Consider the following 16479-nt stretch of genomic DNA (forward strand, 5'->3'; position numbering starts at 1 on the left):
GGGGTCGCGGGTTAGAGTCACCTGGCGCCATCGTACTTCTTCGGATCTGCATATTTGATTAATCCGAGAGAAGTCGTTGGCCGGGCCGGCCGCCGTACCGATGGGGGAGGCTCTTGTGCCTGCGTGATATGCCACTCCGGGGCTTGTTGCCCGGGTCTCGGTGACAGGACCGGGATCCCAGGGAGCAGGACCATGGCACAGGGAACAGACGAGCCGAAAGGCGAGGTCAAGAACCAGGCCGCACGGACCGGCGATGGGCCGCAGACCGGCGGCAAGGGCGAGGCAAGGCGTTCGGAAGAAACTCGGCAGATCGAAGCCGCCGCCGGCCGCATGGCGGAGGCCGCACGGACCGGAGCGCACGCCGCGGGCGATGCGCTGCGCCATGGAGGCCAGGCGCTGGACCGGGCCTCTTCCCAGGGTGCCGACACGACGCGCCGGCTCACCGAGGAGGCGGGCCGGCGCACCGCACGCGGTCAGGAACGCACCGGCGCGGCGGCGCGCGAGGTCGCCGACGCGGCGGCCGAGCAGCTCGAGCGCGTCGGCGAGGCCATGGCCCGCGCGACGCGGGACGCCGCGGACAACGCGCGGACCATGATGGCCTTCTCCTCCGTCGCAGCGGACGGGCTGCGCGGGCTTCAGGGCATCTCGACACAGCTCGCCGAGCGGGTGGTCGAGACGAACGTCCGCATAGCGCAGGCATTGATGAACCAGACCAATCCCGGCGAATACGCTGCGATCCAGCAGCGCTTCGTACGCGAGTATCTGGAGGCGCTGAGCCGCGGCACCGAGGAGTTCCTGCGCGCCGTGCAGAGCCTCGGCGCAACGGCCAGCGGCGATACCAGCGGCCAGGGCGGGCGGCAGCAGGCCCGCGTCGCCGATGTGATGAGCCACGAGGTCAGGCTCGTCCGGGCGGACGAAACCGTCCAGCAGGCCGCGCGGGTGATGGCCGAAATCGATGCCGGCATCCTGCCGGTCGCGGAGGGCGATCGCCTGGTGGGCATGCTGACGGACCGCGACATCGCGGTGCGCGCCATAGCACAGGGCCGCGATCCCGCGAAAACGGCCGTTCGCGACGTGATGTCCGCCGATGTGCGCTATTGCTACGAGGACGAGGATCTCGGCCACGTCGCCGCGAACATGGCCGAGCAGCGCCTGCGCCGGCTACCGGTGATGAACCGGAACAAGCGCCTGGTCGGGATCCTTTCGCTCGGCGATCTTGCCCAGGGCCAACCGTCCGAAAAAGCAGGACAGGCCCTCTCGGCAGTATCGACGCCTGGCGGCCCGCATTCGGGTGCCCAGACCTGAGACCCCTAAGGCAAAGCTTTCTGCCGAGCATTGTCGGCGTGGGATAAAATTCCCGAAGCGGGCCCTGGACGAGGCGCGGTCCGAGATGGGCCGTGCCTTTCCGGGCGACCGGCGCATGGACGAGGCGATGATCCGTCGATAGACCAGCGGCAGGTCAAGAACCTCCGGGCCAAGCTCGAGGACCGCTGCCTTCGTCACCCGCTACGAGACGGTAGAGTCCCCGGCTAGAACCTCCATCTCGCCGGTGTCGACGGCCATCCAGCGGCCGTAACGGCCAGTCGACTTTGGCGTTAATAGGTCCTTCATCAATTTCTCCAACCATGTCCCGCTGTAATTAGGGTCGCTGTGGCATATAAATGCGAACTACAAATCGACTGACAAAAGAACAAACCCCATCCACCGCTCGCCAAGAACATAAAATTCCTACAAATTTTTTGGATTTACCTGACCACGAGCAGGCGCCTTCCCACACTCCTATTTCGAGAGCATGGGAACATCTTGGTCGAGGCGAAGCGTCTCTGGCTTGCGACGTTCTCAAGAATGTCGGCTCACATTCGAGCCAGAAGCACGCAATCCTTTCAGTCGCCTTTATGCTCAAAAAGGAGCAGAACTGCCTCAAGGCCGATGAGGCAGGTTTTCTCCTGCGCACCTGCGGCAGTCCGAACTTTCCTCCTCCAGCAAAGGGAGCCTTGCTGAGCGTCATGGCGCGCCTTCTGACAACGCCACCCGATGCAGCAATTGCCCCATCGGATTTATCGGCGTTCGGAAAAAGCCTGTCGCAGCACCTTCCCTCTAAGGAAGCTGAACTTAACACTTTGCTATCCAGGCCGTGGCTCATAAGAGCCGTCATTTCCGCATTAGTCGAAACGGGCGGCAACACATATCAGGCACAGCTCGCCGACATTCTTCTGGAGATCATTCAACGCGGGAGCTTTCGTCTGTTCAAGCGCATGCTCGACTCCACCCTTCATGAAACGAACTACGATGCCCGCTTGATCGAGCGCTGTCTGAGATCTCTTCAGAATCATAATTATTTCGGGACATACCTGCTGGTTTCAGATCAGGTGAAATCGATAAACCTGCACGCTGACCTGCTGGCGTATTACCAAAATCGCTACACTCTAATCGCAGGCGGCGGCGGAGATTTCGTCGAGCACCTTGAAGCGTCATGGCGAACGGGTGATTGCCTCCGCAATCCCGCGCTTCTCGTCGACTGCCTGAGAGGCGCAAGGACCTATTTCACAAAGGCGCGGATAGCTGAAATTTTGCAAGACGTGCCACACAGCCCGTTCTTCCACTTGCCTTCCGTCCAGCAGGAATATGCGCTGAATCTGTATGCCCAGAACAAGTACGAGGAGGCGCTTGACGTTGTGCAATCCATGCTTCCGAACGCGGATGAGGCATGGGCCCGAGATCTGGAAAGGCTCTCGGAAATGCTGAGGCACGCCATCGCGCTGACAGGAACAGTGCACAATGGCGTGGCAAGGCAGGCTCCTCGTGCCCCTGAACCATGCACGGACACCCCGCCCCGACCGAGTGGCGAGATCCTGGTGGTAACGTCGCTGCCTCCTGCGGCACCGCAGGCGCATAGGGAGAGCCTTCTACGGGCCGGTGAAGCCGGCTTCGTTGCGTGCAGCCTTAATTCAAGCGCGGAGCTGGGGACCGGCGCACCGATCGACGATGCCGTGTTCGTGCACACCTGCGCGGATACGGACGCCGTCGGGAAGAGGATCTATATCAGCACGATTGAGCGCATAGCCGAGAAATGGGGCGCCGGACACACCGTCATCGTGAATGCCGATATCAGGGTGAACTGGCCTGCGCTGCACGAGCGATTCCACAGGAACCCACAACCGGCCGATCTGGTCATCTATAGCCGCGAAGATGTCGATGCGAGCGGAAGCAGCCATGGCATATACGGCCTTGGCTTCGATCTGTTCATTGCTCGAACGGAAGCTCTTCGACTGTTTCGGGGAACCGAATTCGCATTCGGCCTTCCTTGGTGGGATTACTATTTTCCCATTGCCGCACTCTTGAATGGCTTCACGGTCAAGCGCGGCAGCCAGCCAAGGATCGTGCATTCTGACCACGCCGCGAAGTGGGATTGTCGGTCGATGAAACAGTACGCAGCAGAGTACGCCAAGCACATTTTACTGCGCCAACCCGGAGCGCAGCCAAGACTACCAGATAAACCGCAGAGAAGCCTCGATAGACTTATTGATTGCTGCAGATACATTACGCTCGATCGTCGCTCACCCTCGATTGAAACAGAGTGGATGCACGAACTACTAAACAGCTCCCTAGCACTTCTTTCGGAATTACCGCAGGAAACTTAGGACGATTTGCACGCCGTTCCTCGTTCTTTATATTTACTCGGATACAGGAGATTAGATCGATGATTATTTGGCTTTCATCATTTCCACGGTCTGGCAATACCCTGCTTCGCACTTTGCTGAAACAAACCATGGGGTACCAGTCCTATTCGGATGAGTCCAATGACTCCGATCCGATTTCCGGCAAGGGACGCCTCGCTTCGGATGTTGGGGGCCTGAGCGTTCCTGATGATGATTGGGACCGCTTCTATCGCGAAGCCACGGCATCGTCCGAGACGTTCCTGGTGAAGACACACCGCCTGCCGCGTGACAGCCAGCCAGCTATCTACGTTGTGAGAGACGGGCGAAAAGCGCTTCTCAGCTACAGTTATTTCCACCGGGATTTTAATGGGAACGGCGCCAGGTCGCTGCTCGAGCTCGTGTTGAATGGCGACTTCTACGGCGGGTGGTCGGCGCATTTCGACGCATGGTCTCGACGGAAGGGACCAACGCTGCATTTGAAGTATGAGGAGATCGTCAACCCGACGGAGGCCACATTGGACGCCCTCGCAGAGTTCGTCGGTCATCGCGGCCCCCGCCAGCCTTGGCAGAACCCGTTCGCCGAATTGCAAGAAAAGGCTCCATTGTTCTTTCGTCAGGGACAGACTCAATGGGATGGCGACCCTCGCTGGTCTCCGTCCTTGAACTCAGTTTTCTTTCTGCTGCATGGCGATGCCATGCTGAAATGCGGCTACTCATCGTCGGATGAGGTTGCGTACATTAAAGAAATGATGCCTGCAGCTCTACGGGAGCTGGCAGAGTTCTCGGCGCAAGCCGTGGCACAACGTACAGATTTCGCAAAGATTTGCGATGAGAGACAACACGTCATTGAGGAGCTGGACCGGGCGTGCAGAGAACGCCTTGAGGTCATCGAGTCACTGGCACTCCAGTGCCAGGAAAGGCAGAAGGCGATAGAGGCCCTGAGCAAGGCATGCAACGAACGGCTGTCTATCATCAATAAACTGTCGATCGAGCTTCAGAATTTGAAGAAAAGCAGCGCTTAGCGGGAGTGCGTCCCGGCACGACTCTGAGCCCAGCCGCAGGCGCCATGGGATCGGGCTCCTCCCGGCGCAAGGGGAGCGTCTCCTCGCGACCGGCACCGGCAAGCCCCTCCCTTGGTCTCCTTCGGCCTCGATCTCGCCCTATCCTCGAGGGCCTTTCAGCAGACCATCCCGAAGTGAAAGGCCCGGGCGCAAGCCCGGCCCTTCTTCCTTACGGGCAGCCGGCAGCGCCGGCTGCCCGGTTCGCCGTTCAGAAGGACGGAACGCCGGCGAGTTCGAGCCCGCCGCGGGTGTAGACCGTGCGGACCCGACAGTACGAGCCCAGCTCGTCGGTCTCCATGTCCGTGATCAGGTGCCCGGGCTGGCTGCGCAGCCGGGTCCAGGCCATGTATCCGACAAGCTGGTCCTGGTCGATTCCGCCCATGATGGGCTGGTAGTAGATGCTGTCGACCTGATCGGCAGTGACGCCGGCACCAGCAAGGGCGCTGGCGGTCTTGTCACTGCAGGGGTTCGGGGACAGCGTCGATACGCGCTGTGACAGCGCAGCCGTCGGAGCCTGCACCGCCGGCTGCGAGCAGGCGGCGAGCCCGAGCACCGCGATGACCGGCGCAAGGATCGGAAGGAATTTCAAGGAAGCCTCCATGGAGCGTCTGGATAGCATATGGCGCCCCATGGCTGAACTTTCAGGCGCGGACCTGCCCATGCACCCGCGGAAGTAGCTGGCCGTTCTTTGGTGCAGGCCCGTCCTTCACACAGGGGCACGGATTGGACACCGTCCTAGCGAAGCTTGCGCGGTTCCACCCCACCGCCGCTGGCGCCGCGATCCTGGACCGTTCGTTCCATCTCGTCGATGACCTGCCAAAGCTCCACCAGCAGCCGCGTGCGCAGCTCGACGCTGCCGTCGTCGATCTTGACATCCGGGTGCAGGCGCCGGGCCACGGCCACGCGCATCGCCTTGAGGCAGGCCATGGCGCCGGCGATCCGCTCGGCGGAGGCATCGAACAGCTCCGCTTCGACCGGGCTCTCCTGCGGCGCCGACCGGACGACCTCCTCCAGCACGGCCTCGAAATCCGCCGGCATAGCGCCGTGCGCAGCCGGGGATGGCTCCGCGGCATGGTCCGGCACGATGGCCGCCTCGCCATAGGCGACGCTCGCCGAGGCGATCCTCAGCGCGATGGTCGGGTCGAAGTGCTCGTCGAGAAGCGTCCGCAGTTCCGCCGGCATGTCCCGGAACTGGATGGCGAGTTGCCGTGCTCCGGCGTCGACCCGAACGACGGTTCCCGCCACCGGGATCTCTCGCACCCGGCCCCGCAGGGTCAGGCGAAGGCGCGCGGCAACGGGGTCGCCCGGCGAGGCGGGCACGGTCCAGGCGCCCAGGAGGAACCCGCCGCGGCTCCAGTTCAGCAGCGGGTAGAGGCGCCCGTCGATGGACACGGTTGCGTCCTCGAGCGCTTCGCGGAAGGCACGGCGCTTGTCATAGAAGCCCGTCATGAGCGCCTCCAGGCCCCGCGCAGCCCGCAGGACCTCGATTTCAATAAACGACCGCCTCGGCCTCGCCGGCCTGCGGGATCACGATGATGCCGTCGTCCGCCAGCGACTTTGCGACCTGCACCACCTCGGACTGGGCCTCGTGCACGTCACGCATGCGCAGCGGCCCCATGTTGTCGATTTCGTCCTCCATGATCAGACGGCCGCGATCGGTCATGGCCGAGAGGTAGCGCTCGCGCTGGGCGGGTTCGGCGCCCTTGAGGGCGATCGCCAGCCGGCCGGGGTCGCAGCGCCGGATGACGGTCTGCAGGGAAGCCTGGTCCAGCCGCATCAGGTCCTCGAAGGTGAACATCAGCTGCTTGATGCGCTGCGCCGAATCCGGGAGGTTGCGCTCGAGGTCGCCGAGGATGTCGTTCAGCGTATCTCGGTCGACCCGGTTGAAGATCTCGGCCATGCGCTCATGCGCGTCATGGCCGTGGGTGCGCGCGTAGTTCGTCATGAACTCGGCATGCAGCGTCGCCTCCAGGTCCATCAGGACCTCGCGCTGCACGGCCTCGAGCTGGATCATGCGCTCGATCACCTCGAAGCGCAGCTTGGGCGGCAGCAGCGGCAGCACCTTCGCCGCATGCTCGGCTCGGATCTTGGACAGGACGACCGCCGTGGTCTGCGGGTACTCGCTCTTCAGATAGTTGGCGAGCACGCCGTCGTTCACGTTGGACATCTTCTCCCACATGGTACGACCGGCCGGTCCGCGGATCTCGCCCATGATCTCGGTTACGCGGTCCACGGGCAGGAAGCGCTGGAGCATGCGCTCGGTGCTCTCGTAGGAGCCGATCACGGACCCTGCGCTGGCGAAGCGCTCGGTGAAGGCGCGCAGCAGCGCCTCGACCAGATTCGAGGTGACGTTGCCGAGCCCCGCCATGGCCCGGCTGACCATGCGGATCTCGTCCTCGTCCAGGCGCTCCATCAGGCGCGATCCGCGCTCCTCGCCGAGCGTCAGGAACACGATCGCCGTCTTCTCGGCACCGCTCAGGCTCTTGTAGTTGTCCCGGATCTTCACTGGGTTGCCCATCTGCCACTCCGCCTAGGCATCATGTCCGCGTGTAGTGCCGCTGCCGTCCGCCCTACCCGCCCGTGTAGGAGCGGATGAGGCTGCCTGCGATCAGGAACCAGCCGTCCGTCAGGACGAAGAAGATGATCTTGAAGGGCAGCGCGATCATGACGGGCGGGAGCATCATCATGCCCATGGCCATCAGGACCGACGCGACCACCATGTCGATCACCAGGAACGGCAGGAACAGCAGGAATCCGATCTCGAAGGCCCGGCGCAGCTCGCTCAGGAGGAAGGCCGGGATCAGCACCCGCAAGTCGACCGGCCCCGCCGCCTCCCGGACGGCCGGGTCCCCTGCGACCGCGTCCGCCTGACCGGCCACCCCACGCGCCGAGAAGCCGCGGAACGCCGCCAGGTCCTTGTCGCGCACATGGGTCGCCATGAAGGTCCGGAAGGGCTCTATGATGCGGTCGACCCCCTGCTCCTGCGTGACCTGCTCGTCGAGCATCGGACGGAGGCCATCGCGCCAGGCCTCGTCGAAGACCGGGCCCATGATGTGCAGCGTCAGGAACAGCGCGAGGCTGATCAGCACCATGTTCGGCGGCGACTGCTGCAGCCCGATGGCCGAGCGCAGCAGCGAGAGCACCACCACGATGCGCGTGAAGCAGGTCACCATGATCAGCAGACCCGGTGCCACGCTCAGGACCGTGATGACGACGATGCCCTGGATGATGCGCCCGGACAGGGAGCTGGCATCGCCGAGGTCGCGGCCAAGCGCGCCGACGTCGATGTTGAGCGACTGGGCCGCCGCGGGGGCGGCCAGGAGCAGCGCAAGGGCAAGGACGATGCCGGCCGCGATCCGCGGATGCGGACGGGGCGTGCCGGCGCGAGGGATCGGCATCCGCGACCTCAGTCCAGGCCGAAATCCGAGCGGACGATCTCGGTCAGCGTCACGCCGAGCCGCTGGTCCTCCACGATGACGACCTCTCCGCGCGCGACGAGCCGGTGGTTCACGAGGACCTCGACGGCCTCGCCGACCTTGCGGTCGAGCTCGACGACCGCGCCGCGTCCCAGCCGCAGGAGCTGGGACACGGGCATGGACGTGCGGCCGAGCACCACCTGGACATGGACGGGGACGTTGTAGATCGCGGTCAGCGGCTCACCGCCCTCGGCGCCAGCCGGCTTCGCGTCATCGGACAGGGTCTCAAGCTCGAGCGTTGCCATGATCGTCTCTCGTCACTGTTGGGTTGAGCCGGATTCAGCCGGCGCGGGGCAGGCCTGATCCACGAGGGCGGCGATCCCCCGCTCGATCTCGGCTGGATCGTAGGAGAGGCCGCCGGTCTCCCAGTCGGCCTCGACCGCGCCCGGAGCCAGCCGGATGTCGGGCCGGACATCGACGCGCGGAGCCGACCCCTTGCCGCCGGCATCGAGCCGCCGCCTCAGCGGCTCGACGAAATCGGGATGGACGTGGATCGCAATCTCCGGACGCCGGCCGGCGACGCGCAGCGCCTCGGCCGCCAGCCCGGCCAGCGTCTCCTCGGCCTGCTGGCGCAGCAGGCGCGGCACGAGCTGGCGGACCAGCGCGCCGAGCACCGCCGCGCCCTCCGCCTCGCGCAGACGATCGATCTCGTCGGTCTTGCCGCCGAGCTCGGCGAGGCGGTCCGCCAAGGTCGCCATCAGGTCGCCGAGCCGGGCCTCGGCCCGGCGGGCGGCCTCTTCCTCGGCATCGGCGCGGCCGCGCTCGTAGCCCTCGGAGAAGGCCGTGAGCTCGGCCCGGGCGACCGCGGAGGTCATGTCGATCTCGGTGTAGCGCAGCAGCTCACCGGGATCCGGCTCGGGGGCCGGCGCGGGTTGCGGTACGGAGAGATGCGGACCGGATTGAGGATTGGGCTGCGCGCTGGGGTCGAGGAAGCTTGCCGGCGGCGGATCGTCGAAGCGCTGGTCGAACGCGTAGCGTGGGAACCCCATTTACGCCGCCTCCTCGTAAAGCCAGGATCGCAGGATGTTGATCGCCTCGTCGGGATACTGGTCGACGATGTCGCCGAGGCGCCGGATCGACGAGGCGCGCACGCGCCCCTCCACCGCACGCAGCTCGATGAGCTGGTCCATGGTCTCGCCGAGCTCCTGCGGCGGCAGCTCCGGCACCGCGTCCCCGTCCCTGGGGGCGGCCAGAGCCGCCGCCGGGGCGCCGGGCTGCGGCGGCGCGAGCTGCAGCGCGGGCTGCTCCCCGGCGGCCATGGCCGCGCCCTCCGCGGCGCCCTCGTCCGGGATCGCGGCCGGCGGCGCGATCCGCTGGATCAGCGGCCGCAACCCCATCAGGATCACCATGGCCATGACGATCATCAGGACGACCCACTGGATCAGCGTCATGACGTTGCGCGAGAGCGTGTCCATCACCGCTTCGCTGACGCCGCGCTCCGGCAGTGCCACCGTGGGGTCGGTGAACTCCAGGTTCTCCACCGTCACCTTGTCGCCACGTGCCTCGCTGAAGCCGATCGCCGAGCGGACGAGCTCCGCGAGCTTCGCCAGCTCCTCGGGGCTGCGCGGCTCGTAGACGCGCGAGCCGTCCTCGGTTGTCGAGGTTCGACCGTTGACGAGGACCGCGACGGTCAGGCGGCGGATGTCGCCGGGCTCGATCATGGTCTCGCGCTGGACGTTCGAGACCTCGTAATTGACGGTCTCCTCCTGGCGGGTGGTCTCGGAGCTGGACTGAGCGGGCTGCGGCTGCGCGCGGACGTCGCGCTGGGGCAGGTTCTGCTCGACCGTCGTCGGCGTCTGGCCCGCCGCGTCGGTGTTCCGCTCGCGGCTGTCCACGGTCTGGGTCGAGCGCACGACTTGACTGGCGGGGTCGAAGGTCGTGCTGCGCAGGACCTCGCGCTTTGTCTCCAGCTCGGCCGCGACCTGCACACGCACGTTGCCGTGCCCGAGCCGCGCGGCGAGGACCTGCTCGATTGCGCGGTTCAGGCGCTGCTCGGTCGAGGCGCGCAGGCCCTCGTTGCGGGCAGCCGCGATGCCGCCGCCGTCCTCCTCGGTCAGCAGGACCTCGCCCGCGGAATCCATCACGGTGACCGAGCTGGGCTTCAGGCTCGGCACCGCGGCCGAGACCAGGTGCCGGATCGCCAGTGCCTGCCGGCGCTCCAGGGCGCCGTTGCCGCGCATGCGCACCAGGACCGAGGCAGTGGGAACCGGAGCATCGCGCGAGAAGGCCTCGCGGTCGGGCAGGACCAGATGGACCCGCGCCGCATCGACCCCCGACAGCGTCTCGATGGTCCGCCCCAGCTCGCCTTCCAGCGCGCGAAGGCGGTTCACCTTCTGCATGAAGCTCGTGATGCCCAGCGGCTTGTCGCTGTCAAAGAGCTCGTATCCGGTCCCGCGACGCGACGGCAGCCCCTTCTCGGCCAGCGCCATGCGCACCCGCGCCACATCGGTCTGCGGCACCATCACCGCGCTGCCCTCGTGCGCCAGGGACACCGGGACACCGGTCTCCTCGATCGCCTTCACGAGACGTCCGGCCTCGGCGGGGTCGAGCCCCGAGTAGAGGGTCATCATGGCGGGACGCGACAGCAGCACCGCCATGGCGCCCACGGCCACGACGATGCCGAGACCGACGCCGCCGAGCGCCATCAGGCGCATCCGGCCCAGGGTCCGCAGGGTGTCCAGGAGACTGCTCACGACGGCCGCTCCGAGCTTTAAAGTTTCCGAAAATCGGCGCCCATAACTTCGGTGACGGGCACGCCGAAACTATCGAGACAGCTTTTAAAGCGCGTAAAAAATCCGACAGGCGCCACAGAGTCCCAGTCACCGGAGCCGCAGCTTGAAGTCGATTTCATTTAAAATTGTGCAGGCTGTCCAGTAATGGCTGGAACTACCCTTCGGTCGATTGGACTCCGCGTGGGCAGCGCGGATACGACGCCTGGGCGCGCCGGCCGAGTGCTGCTGGCGCTGCCGCTGCGGCGCCTAGTCCTCGCGTTCGTGGGCACCGGCCTGGTGGTCGGAGCCGCCGTTGCGGGCTTCCGTCTTTCGGCAGGCGAAGGCGGGCTGGACCGCCTGCTCGCGCCGCGCACCGAGAGCGCCGCCGTCCACGCCTATGTCGAGCTGCCGGATATGATCGTGAACCTGCACCCGGCCTCGCGATCCAGGCACCTCAAGATCGGCATCACGCTGGCGACGACCGAGGAGCGCCGCGCCCTCCTCACCCAGGACCAGCCGAAGGTCGTCAGCGCCCTGCAGGAATACCTGCGGGGGCTGGACGACACGGACATGCAGGGATCGGCCGGGCTGTTCCGCCTGCGTGTCGAGATGCGCCGGCGTCTGGCGCTGCTGCTCGGCGAGAATGCCGTCGCCGACGTCCTGATCCGAAGCTTCCTCACGCAGTAGGGACCAGTCATGAGCGATCCGAACGTCCCGGATGACGAAGAACTCGACATGGCCGCGGCCATGGGCATCGACAAACAGCTGAACCAGGCCGAGATCGACAACCTGCTCGACTTCGGGGACAGACCTGGTCAGGGAGGCATGCAGCCCGGCGTCGATGCCATCCAGCGGCTCGTCAACTCGACGACCATCAACAAGGATCGGCTGCCGCTCCTCGACATCGTCTTCGACAGGATGGTCCGGCTGCTGAACGGCTCGCTGCGCCAGCTCACCTCAGGCAATGTCGAGGCGACGCTCGTCCGCGTGGACTGGGTGCGCTTCAGCGAGTTCCTGGACACCATCGAGCTGCCCGCGCTGATCGGCGTCGCACGCGCCGAGCAGTGGGACAACCAGATCCTCGTCTCGGTCAACAGCTCGCTGATCTACTGCATGATGGACGTGCTGCTCGGCGGCCGCCGCTCCAGGCCCGGCCGCGTCGAGGGGCGAGCCTACACCTCGGTCGAGCGCAAGCTGACGGAGCGCCTGGTCAAGACGATCCTGCAGGATCTAACCCAGTCCTTCGCGCCGCTGACCAAGGTCGACTTCCTCTTCGACCGGCTCGAGGTGAACCCGCAATTCGCGGCGATCACCCGCGGCACCAACGCGGCGATCCGCGTGCGCATCGGGATCGAGGTCGATGGCCGGCACGGCCATGCCGAGCTCGTGATCCCCTACGCAACGCTGGAGCCCGTGCGCGACAAGCTCGTCCAGATGTTCATGGGCGAGAAGTTCGGCCGCGACGCCGTCTGGGAGACCCATCTCCGCTCGGAGCTGCAGCGCACGCGCCTCGACATGATCGCCGTCCTCCACCAGATGGAGGTGCCGCTCGCCGAGGTGCTGGCCTGGAAGAAGGGCACCTCGCTGAAGCTGCGGATCAGTCCGGACAACCAAGTGATCCTGGTCAGCGGCGAGACGCCCCTCTTCGCGGGCCGGATGGGCCAGCGCTCAGAGAACATCTCTGTCAAGATCGACACGGACCTGGACACCAGGGGAGAGCTGATCGATGGTCTCCTATCTCATTGACGCCTTCCTTGCGGTCATGCTGGTCACGGCGACCGGCTACATGGTGGTCGTCAACCGGCGGCTCCGCGTGCTGCGCGACGGCCAGTCCGAGCTCGGCACCCTGATCAAGGGCTTCGCCCGCGATATCGACGAGGCCGACGCCTCGGTGCGGCGGCTCGTCGGCTCGGCCACCGAGGTCGCGGCGGTGCTCGGCAGCTCCGTCGAGCGCGCGACCGAGATGAAGGAGGAGGTTGGCCTGCTGCTGGGGTCCTGCGAGCGCACGGCCGCGCGGCTCGACGATTCCCGCCGCCACGCCCAGCAGCTTCTGAAGCGGCTCGACGAGGGCATGGCGACCCGGCCGCAGCGAGCAGCCGCGCCGGCCGTCACGCCCGATCCCCGCGCCAGCGCCGAACCCGGCGAGGACGATGCGGCGGCCCCCGCCAAGGTCGATGGCATGGCCGTCGCGTCGGGAGCGCCCTCCGCGGCGGCCGAGCCGCCGGTCACCGCCGACATGCGCGAGAAGGCCCGGGCCGCGCTGATGGAGGCCCTGCGCAGCCAGGTCGAGGCGGCGGCCGAGGAGCCGCGCGAGGCGGCGGCCATGCCGTTCCGCGAGATCTCGCCGGCGGATCTGGCCGCGGCCCCGCGCCGCCCGGAAACCGAGAACCGGCTCGGCGTCGGCGAGTTCTACGCCGCGCTCCGCACCCTGCCCGCCCGGACCTGACCGATGCTGCGCGTCATCCCGCTCACCCTCGTCGCCCTCATGCTGGTGCTGCCGCTGAAGCTCGGCAGCCTCGTCGAGGGGTTCCCCGCATTCGCGCAGCAGGTCAGCCCCGGCTTCGGCGCCCATGACCGCCCCTGGGCCAAGGACCTGAAGGCGGCCGCGGATTCGGGCGCCAGGGCGGCGCCGGCTCCTGCGGCACCGCAGGGCGAGACCCAGGCGACATCGCTGCCATCGGCGCAGCTGCCGGCGGGGCCGCTCGCGAACTGCGGCGATCCCGCGCTCGCCAGCGCCATCGCCGACCAGCGCAGCGAGATCGACAGGCGCTCGCGGCGGCTTGCCGACGCCGAGGCCGTGCTCTCCGCCACCGAGATGCGGATTGGAACGCAGCTCGACCGACTGCGCGCGGTCAAGCGCGATGTCGAGGCGCTGATGCAGCAGCGCTCCGACCTCGCCGAGGAGGACCTGAAGCGGATGGTCGCGATCTACGAGGCCATGAAGCCGAAGGATGCGGCCCGCATCTTCGGCGATCTGGAGACCGACATGGTGATCGACCTGCTCGACCGGCTGCCGGAGCGCCGCTCCGCCCCCATCATCGCCGAGCTGGCCGACGCCAAGGCCCGCGAGGTCACCCGCGCGATCATGCAGCGCCGGCAGCTTCCCGGCGACCGCCGTGCGGCGGAAGGGAAGCTGGTCGAGACGCGCGCTCCCGAGACCCGCCTGGCGCGCTGAGCCGTCACCGCGCCTGCCGGGCCGGAACCGCGTCCGCGGGCGGCATCGGCTCCGTCCGGCCGTCCGGGATCGCCCGGGAGAGAAGCCGCGCGATCGTTGCCGTGAACGGCAGGAAGAGCAGCGTCCCGAGGACGTTGAAGGCGACGTGCGCGTTGGCGATCTGGCGCGCCACGTCGCCGGCGCTGGCAACGGCCCAGCCGGTGAGCTGCTGGATGAAGACGAGCCCCAGGGCCACGGAGACGACGTTGAAGGCGAGGTGGAATACGCCCGCACGGACGGCGTCGCGCGAACGCCCGAGCGTCGCGACGAGCGTGTCGGCACAGGTGCCGATCTCGGCACCCAGCATCATGGCGATGCCGGCCGGGAGGCTCACCAGGCCCTGGCTCGCCATCATGATGACGATTCCCATGGTGGCGCTGGAGGACTGGATCAGCACGGTGATCGCGCAGCCCGCTGCGGCCCCCAGCAGGGGCGTTTCCATCCTCTGCATCCAGCGCACCAGCGCCGCCTGATCCTCCAGCGGCCTGACGGCGTCGCCGATGACGTTCAGGCCGAAGAAGATCAGGCCAAGAGCGAAGACGATCATGCCGGCGCGGCGCCAGCGCTCGGCCTTCGACAGCACCGTGACCAGCAGCCCCGCGAGCAGTCCCAGCGGCGCATACTCGTCGATCCCGAGCGCGAAGAGCTGGCTGGAAAGCGTCGTCCCGATGTTGCTGCCCATGATCACCGGCAGCGCATGGGCGAAGGTCAGCAGCCCCGCATTCACGATGGCGATCAGGACGATGATCGTCACCGACGAGCTGTCCAGGACGAGGGTAGCGACGGTGCCCGTCGCCACGCCCACGACCCTGTTGCGAGCAGACGCTTCGAGGGTCCGCCGCATCCGGTCCCCCGCGATCTCCCGCAGGCGCTCCGAGAGCAGCGTCACGCCATACAGGAACAGCGACAGTCCTGCCGCGAACCCGATGGCAACCGACACCCAGTCGACGGGCTGCGTTCCCTGCCCCGGGGTGTCGTCCTGCGCCAGGGCCACTCCCGCCATGCAGGCGGACGCGAGCACCATGGCGGCTGTGACCTGGCCCAAGGTTGCCCTGCGCCGGCGCAGCAGCCGCAAGACGTTCCCGAAAATGCCCTTAAGCATCCTGATCGCCCCGCCAAGTGGTCGCTCGGATGCCAACAGAGGATCACAGGAGCAGTTCGCGGATTAATCCATGAATATTGCATGTCGTTTTCGTTACACGCCGGTCCGGCGACTCGATCCATGTACCGGACCATGTACCGGATCGTTTCATGAAAACGTTTCCAGCGTGTCACGCGGCTGAAACGTCGCGGCTCTAGCGTCCGGCCCGCACCCAGGCAGGAGCGGGAATGGCGCGGCTGGCAACGATACGCGACGTGGCGGCACGAGCAGGTGTCTCGATCGCGACCGTTTCGCGCGTGCTGAACGGCGACGTTCCCGCGAACCCGGTCACCGCGGCGAAGGTCCGCGCGGCGGCCGCGGAACTGGAGTTCCGCCCGAACAGACTCGGACGTGGCCTGAAGATCGCGCGGACCCGGGTCCTCGGCGTCCTGATCCCATCCCTCTCGAATCCCGTCTTTGCGGACAGCGTCGGCGGAATCCAGGCGGCTGCACGGCGCGCGGGCTACTCGGTCCTGATTGCCGCGACGGGCTATGACGCCGAACGCGAGGATGCGGAGATCGAGAGCCTTCTTTCCCATCGCGTAGAGGGGCTCGTGGTGACGGTGGCCGATGCCGACCGCAGCGCTGCCCTTGCGAAGCTCGACCGGTCGGGAACCCCTTACGAACTCGTCTACAACCTTCCGGAGGCTACCTGCCGCCCGGCCGTGGCCGTGGACAACATCGCCGCTGCCCGCGTGGTCGTCTCGGCGATGATCGCCCTGGGCCATCGGCGGATTGGCATGATCGCGGGGCGCTTTCTGGCTTCTGACAGGTCCAGGCAGCGCCATGCGGGTTTCATGGCGGCGCTGAACGAGGCTGGCCTGCCGCCTGGGCCCGTGATCGAGGTCGCCTTCGACGATCTGCGCCTCGGCGGAGGGTTCGGCTCCGCCCTGACGGGATCGGGTCGGCCGACCGCTCTCTTCTGCTCCAACGACCTGCTGGCGCTGGCGGTGATGGGCGCCCTGCACGATCTCGGCCTTCGCATCCCGGACGACGTATCGGTCGCGGGCTTCGATGGAATCGGCTTCGGCAGCCTGCTTCGCCCAAGCCTTGCGACCGTCGTCCAGCCGGCGCGCGCCATGGGCGAGGCGGCGTTCGAGAGACTTCTGGCGAGGCTGGACGGGGCGCCGCCGGCCCCGCCGCTCACCCTGCCCTTCACGCTCCGGCACGGGGGGTCGCTCGGACCGGCCCCGTCACCGCAGCCCTAGTCATCCGAG

The 16479-nt window shown here is 66.7% G+C and carries 16 protein-coding genes; 8 read left to right on the top strand and 8 right to left on the bottom strand.

Going from position 1 to position 16479, the window contains the following annotated elements; genetic code table 11:
* The first annotated feature begins 192 nt into the window (after positions 1–192).
* From JUB13_RS03665 to JUB13_RS03675, 3 genes are all read left to right on the top strand, one after another.
* Positions 193–1305, top strand: a complete 1113-nt coding sequence (locus JUB13_RS03665) for a CBS domain-containing protein (protein ID WP_207477299.1) — start codon at positions 193–195, stop codon at positions 1303–1305.
* Positions 1306–1895: 590 nt separating this feature from the next.
* Positions 1896–3641, top strand: coding sequence for a hypothetical protein (locus JUB13_RS03670; RefSeq protein ID WP_207477300.1), 1746 nt, complete (start codon positions 1896–1898; stop codon positions 3639–3641).
* 59 nt (positions 3642–3700) lie between these two features.
* Positions 3701–4681: a sulfotransferase domain-containing protein gene (locus tag JUB13_RS03675; RefSeq protein ID WP_207477301.1), complete on the top strand. Its 981-nt coding sequence runs from the start codon at positions 3701–3703 to the stop codon at positions 4679–4681.
* Between the two features lie 247 nt (positions 4682–4928).
* Here JUB13_RS03675 and JUB13_RS03680 read toward each other — a convergent pair whose 3' ends face one another.
* The 7 genes from JUB13_RS03680 to fliF form a co-directional block, all read right to left on the bottom strand.
* Positions 4929–5309, bottom strand: coding sequence for a hypothetical protein (locus JUB13_RS03680; protein WP_207477302.1), 381 nt, complete (start codon positions 5307–5309; stop codon positions 4929–4931).
* A gap of 146 nt (positions 5310–5455) precedes the next feature.
* Entirely contained in the window at positions 5456–6169 is a 714-nt protein-coding gene (locus JUB13_RS03685) for a PilZ domain-containing protein (RefSeq protein WP_207477303.1), read from the bottom strand.
* Positions 6170–6209: 40 nt separating this feature from the next.
* Positions 6210–7238, bottom strand: a complete 1029-nt coding sequence (locus JUB13_RS03690; protein WP_207477304.1) for a flagellar motor switch protein FliG — start codon at positions 7236–7238, stop codon at positions 6210–6212.
* A 52-nt stretch (positions 7239–7290) separates the two neighbouring features.
* A complete protein-coding gene (gene fliP / locus JUB13_RS03695) occupies positions 7291–8118 on the bottom strand; it encodes a flagellar type III secretion system pore protein FliP (protein WP_207477305.1) in 828 nt (275 codons plus the stop codon).
* An 8-nt stretch (positions 8119–8126) separates the two neighbouring features.
* Positions 8127–8441 (bottom strand): flagellar motor switch protein FliN, encoded by a 315-nt coding sequence (fliN, locus tag JUB13_RS03700; RefSeq protein ID WP_207477306.1) that lies wholly within the window; start codon positions 8439–8441, stop codon positions 8127–8129.
* Positions 8442–8453: 12 nt separating this feature from the next.
* A complete protein-coding gene (locus JUB13_RS03705; RefSeq protein ID WP_207477307.1) occupies positions 8454–9185 on the bottom strand; it encodes a FliH/SctL family protein in 732 nt (243 codons plus the stop codon).
* Complete coding sequence (gene fliF / locus JUB13_RS03710; protein WP_207477308.1) at positions 9186–10889, bottom strand: flagellar basal-body MS-ring/collar protein FliF; 1704 nt, start codon at positions 10887–10889, stop codon at positions 9186–9188.
* A gap of 219 nt (positions 10890–11108) precedes the next feature.
* Here fliF and JUB13_RS31755 point away from each other — a divergent pair, with 219 nt between their 5' ends.
* The 4 genes from JUB13_RS31755 to JUB13_RS03730 are packed head-to-tail and all read left to right on the top strand — an operon-like array spanning position 11109 to position 14082.
* On the top strand, positions 11109–11594 hold the full coding sequence (locus JUB13_RS31755; protein WP_207477309.1) for a flagellar basal body-associated FliL family protein: 486 nt from the start codon (positions 11109–11111) through the stop codon (positions 11592–11594).
* A gap of 9 nt (positions 11595–11603) precedes the next feature.
* Positions 11604–12653: a flagellar motor switch protein FliM gene (gene fliM, locus JUB13_RS03720; protein ID WP_207477310.1), complete on the top strand. Its 1050-nt coding sequence runs from the start codon at positions 11604–11606 to the stop codon at positions 12651–12653.
* Positions 12634–13353: a DUF6468 domain-containing protein gene (locus tag JUB13_RS03725; protein ID WP_207477311.1), complete on the top strand. Its 720-nt coding sequence runs from the start codon at positions 12634–12636 to the stop codon at positions 13351–13353. The genes fliM and JUB13_RS03725 overlap by 20 nt, the downstream gene beginning before the upstream one ends.
* Positions 13354–13356: 3 nt before the next feature.
* Positions 13357–14082: a MotE family protein gene (locus tag JUB13_RS03730; RefSeq protein WP_207477312.1), complete on the top strand. Its 726-nt coding sequence runs from the start codon at positions 13357–13359 to the stop codon at positions 14080–14082.
* Between the two features lie 4 nt (positions 14083–14086).
* Here JUB13_RS03730 and JUB13_RS03735 read toward each other — a convergent pair whose 3' ends face one another.
* A complete protein-coding gene (locus JUB13_RS03735; protein ID WP_207477313.1) occupies positions 14087–15166 on the bottom strand; it encodes a Na/Pi cotransporter family protein in 1080 nt (359 codons plus the stop codon).
* Positions 15167–15450: 284 nt separating this feature from the next.
* On the opposite strand from JUB13_RS03735, the gene JUB13_RS03740 reads away from it, so the two are divergent.
* Entirely contained in the window at positions 15451–16470 is a 1020-nt protein-coding gene (locus JUB13_RS03740) for a substrate-binding domain-containing protein (RefSeq protein ID WP_207477314.1), read from the top strand.
* Positions 16471–16479 lie beyond the last annotated feature (9 nt).

This window comes from Arenibaculum pallidiluteum, from assembly GCF_017355985.1.
Lineage (GTDB): Bacteria > Pseudomonadota > Alphaproteobacteria > Azospirillales > Azospirillaceae > Arenibaculum > Arenibaculum pallidiluteum.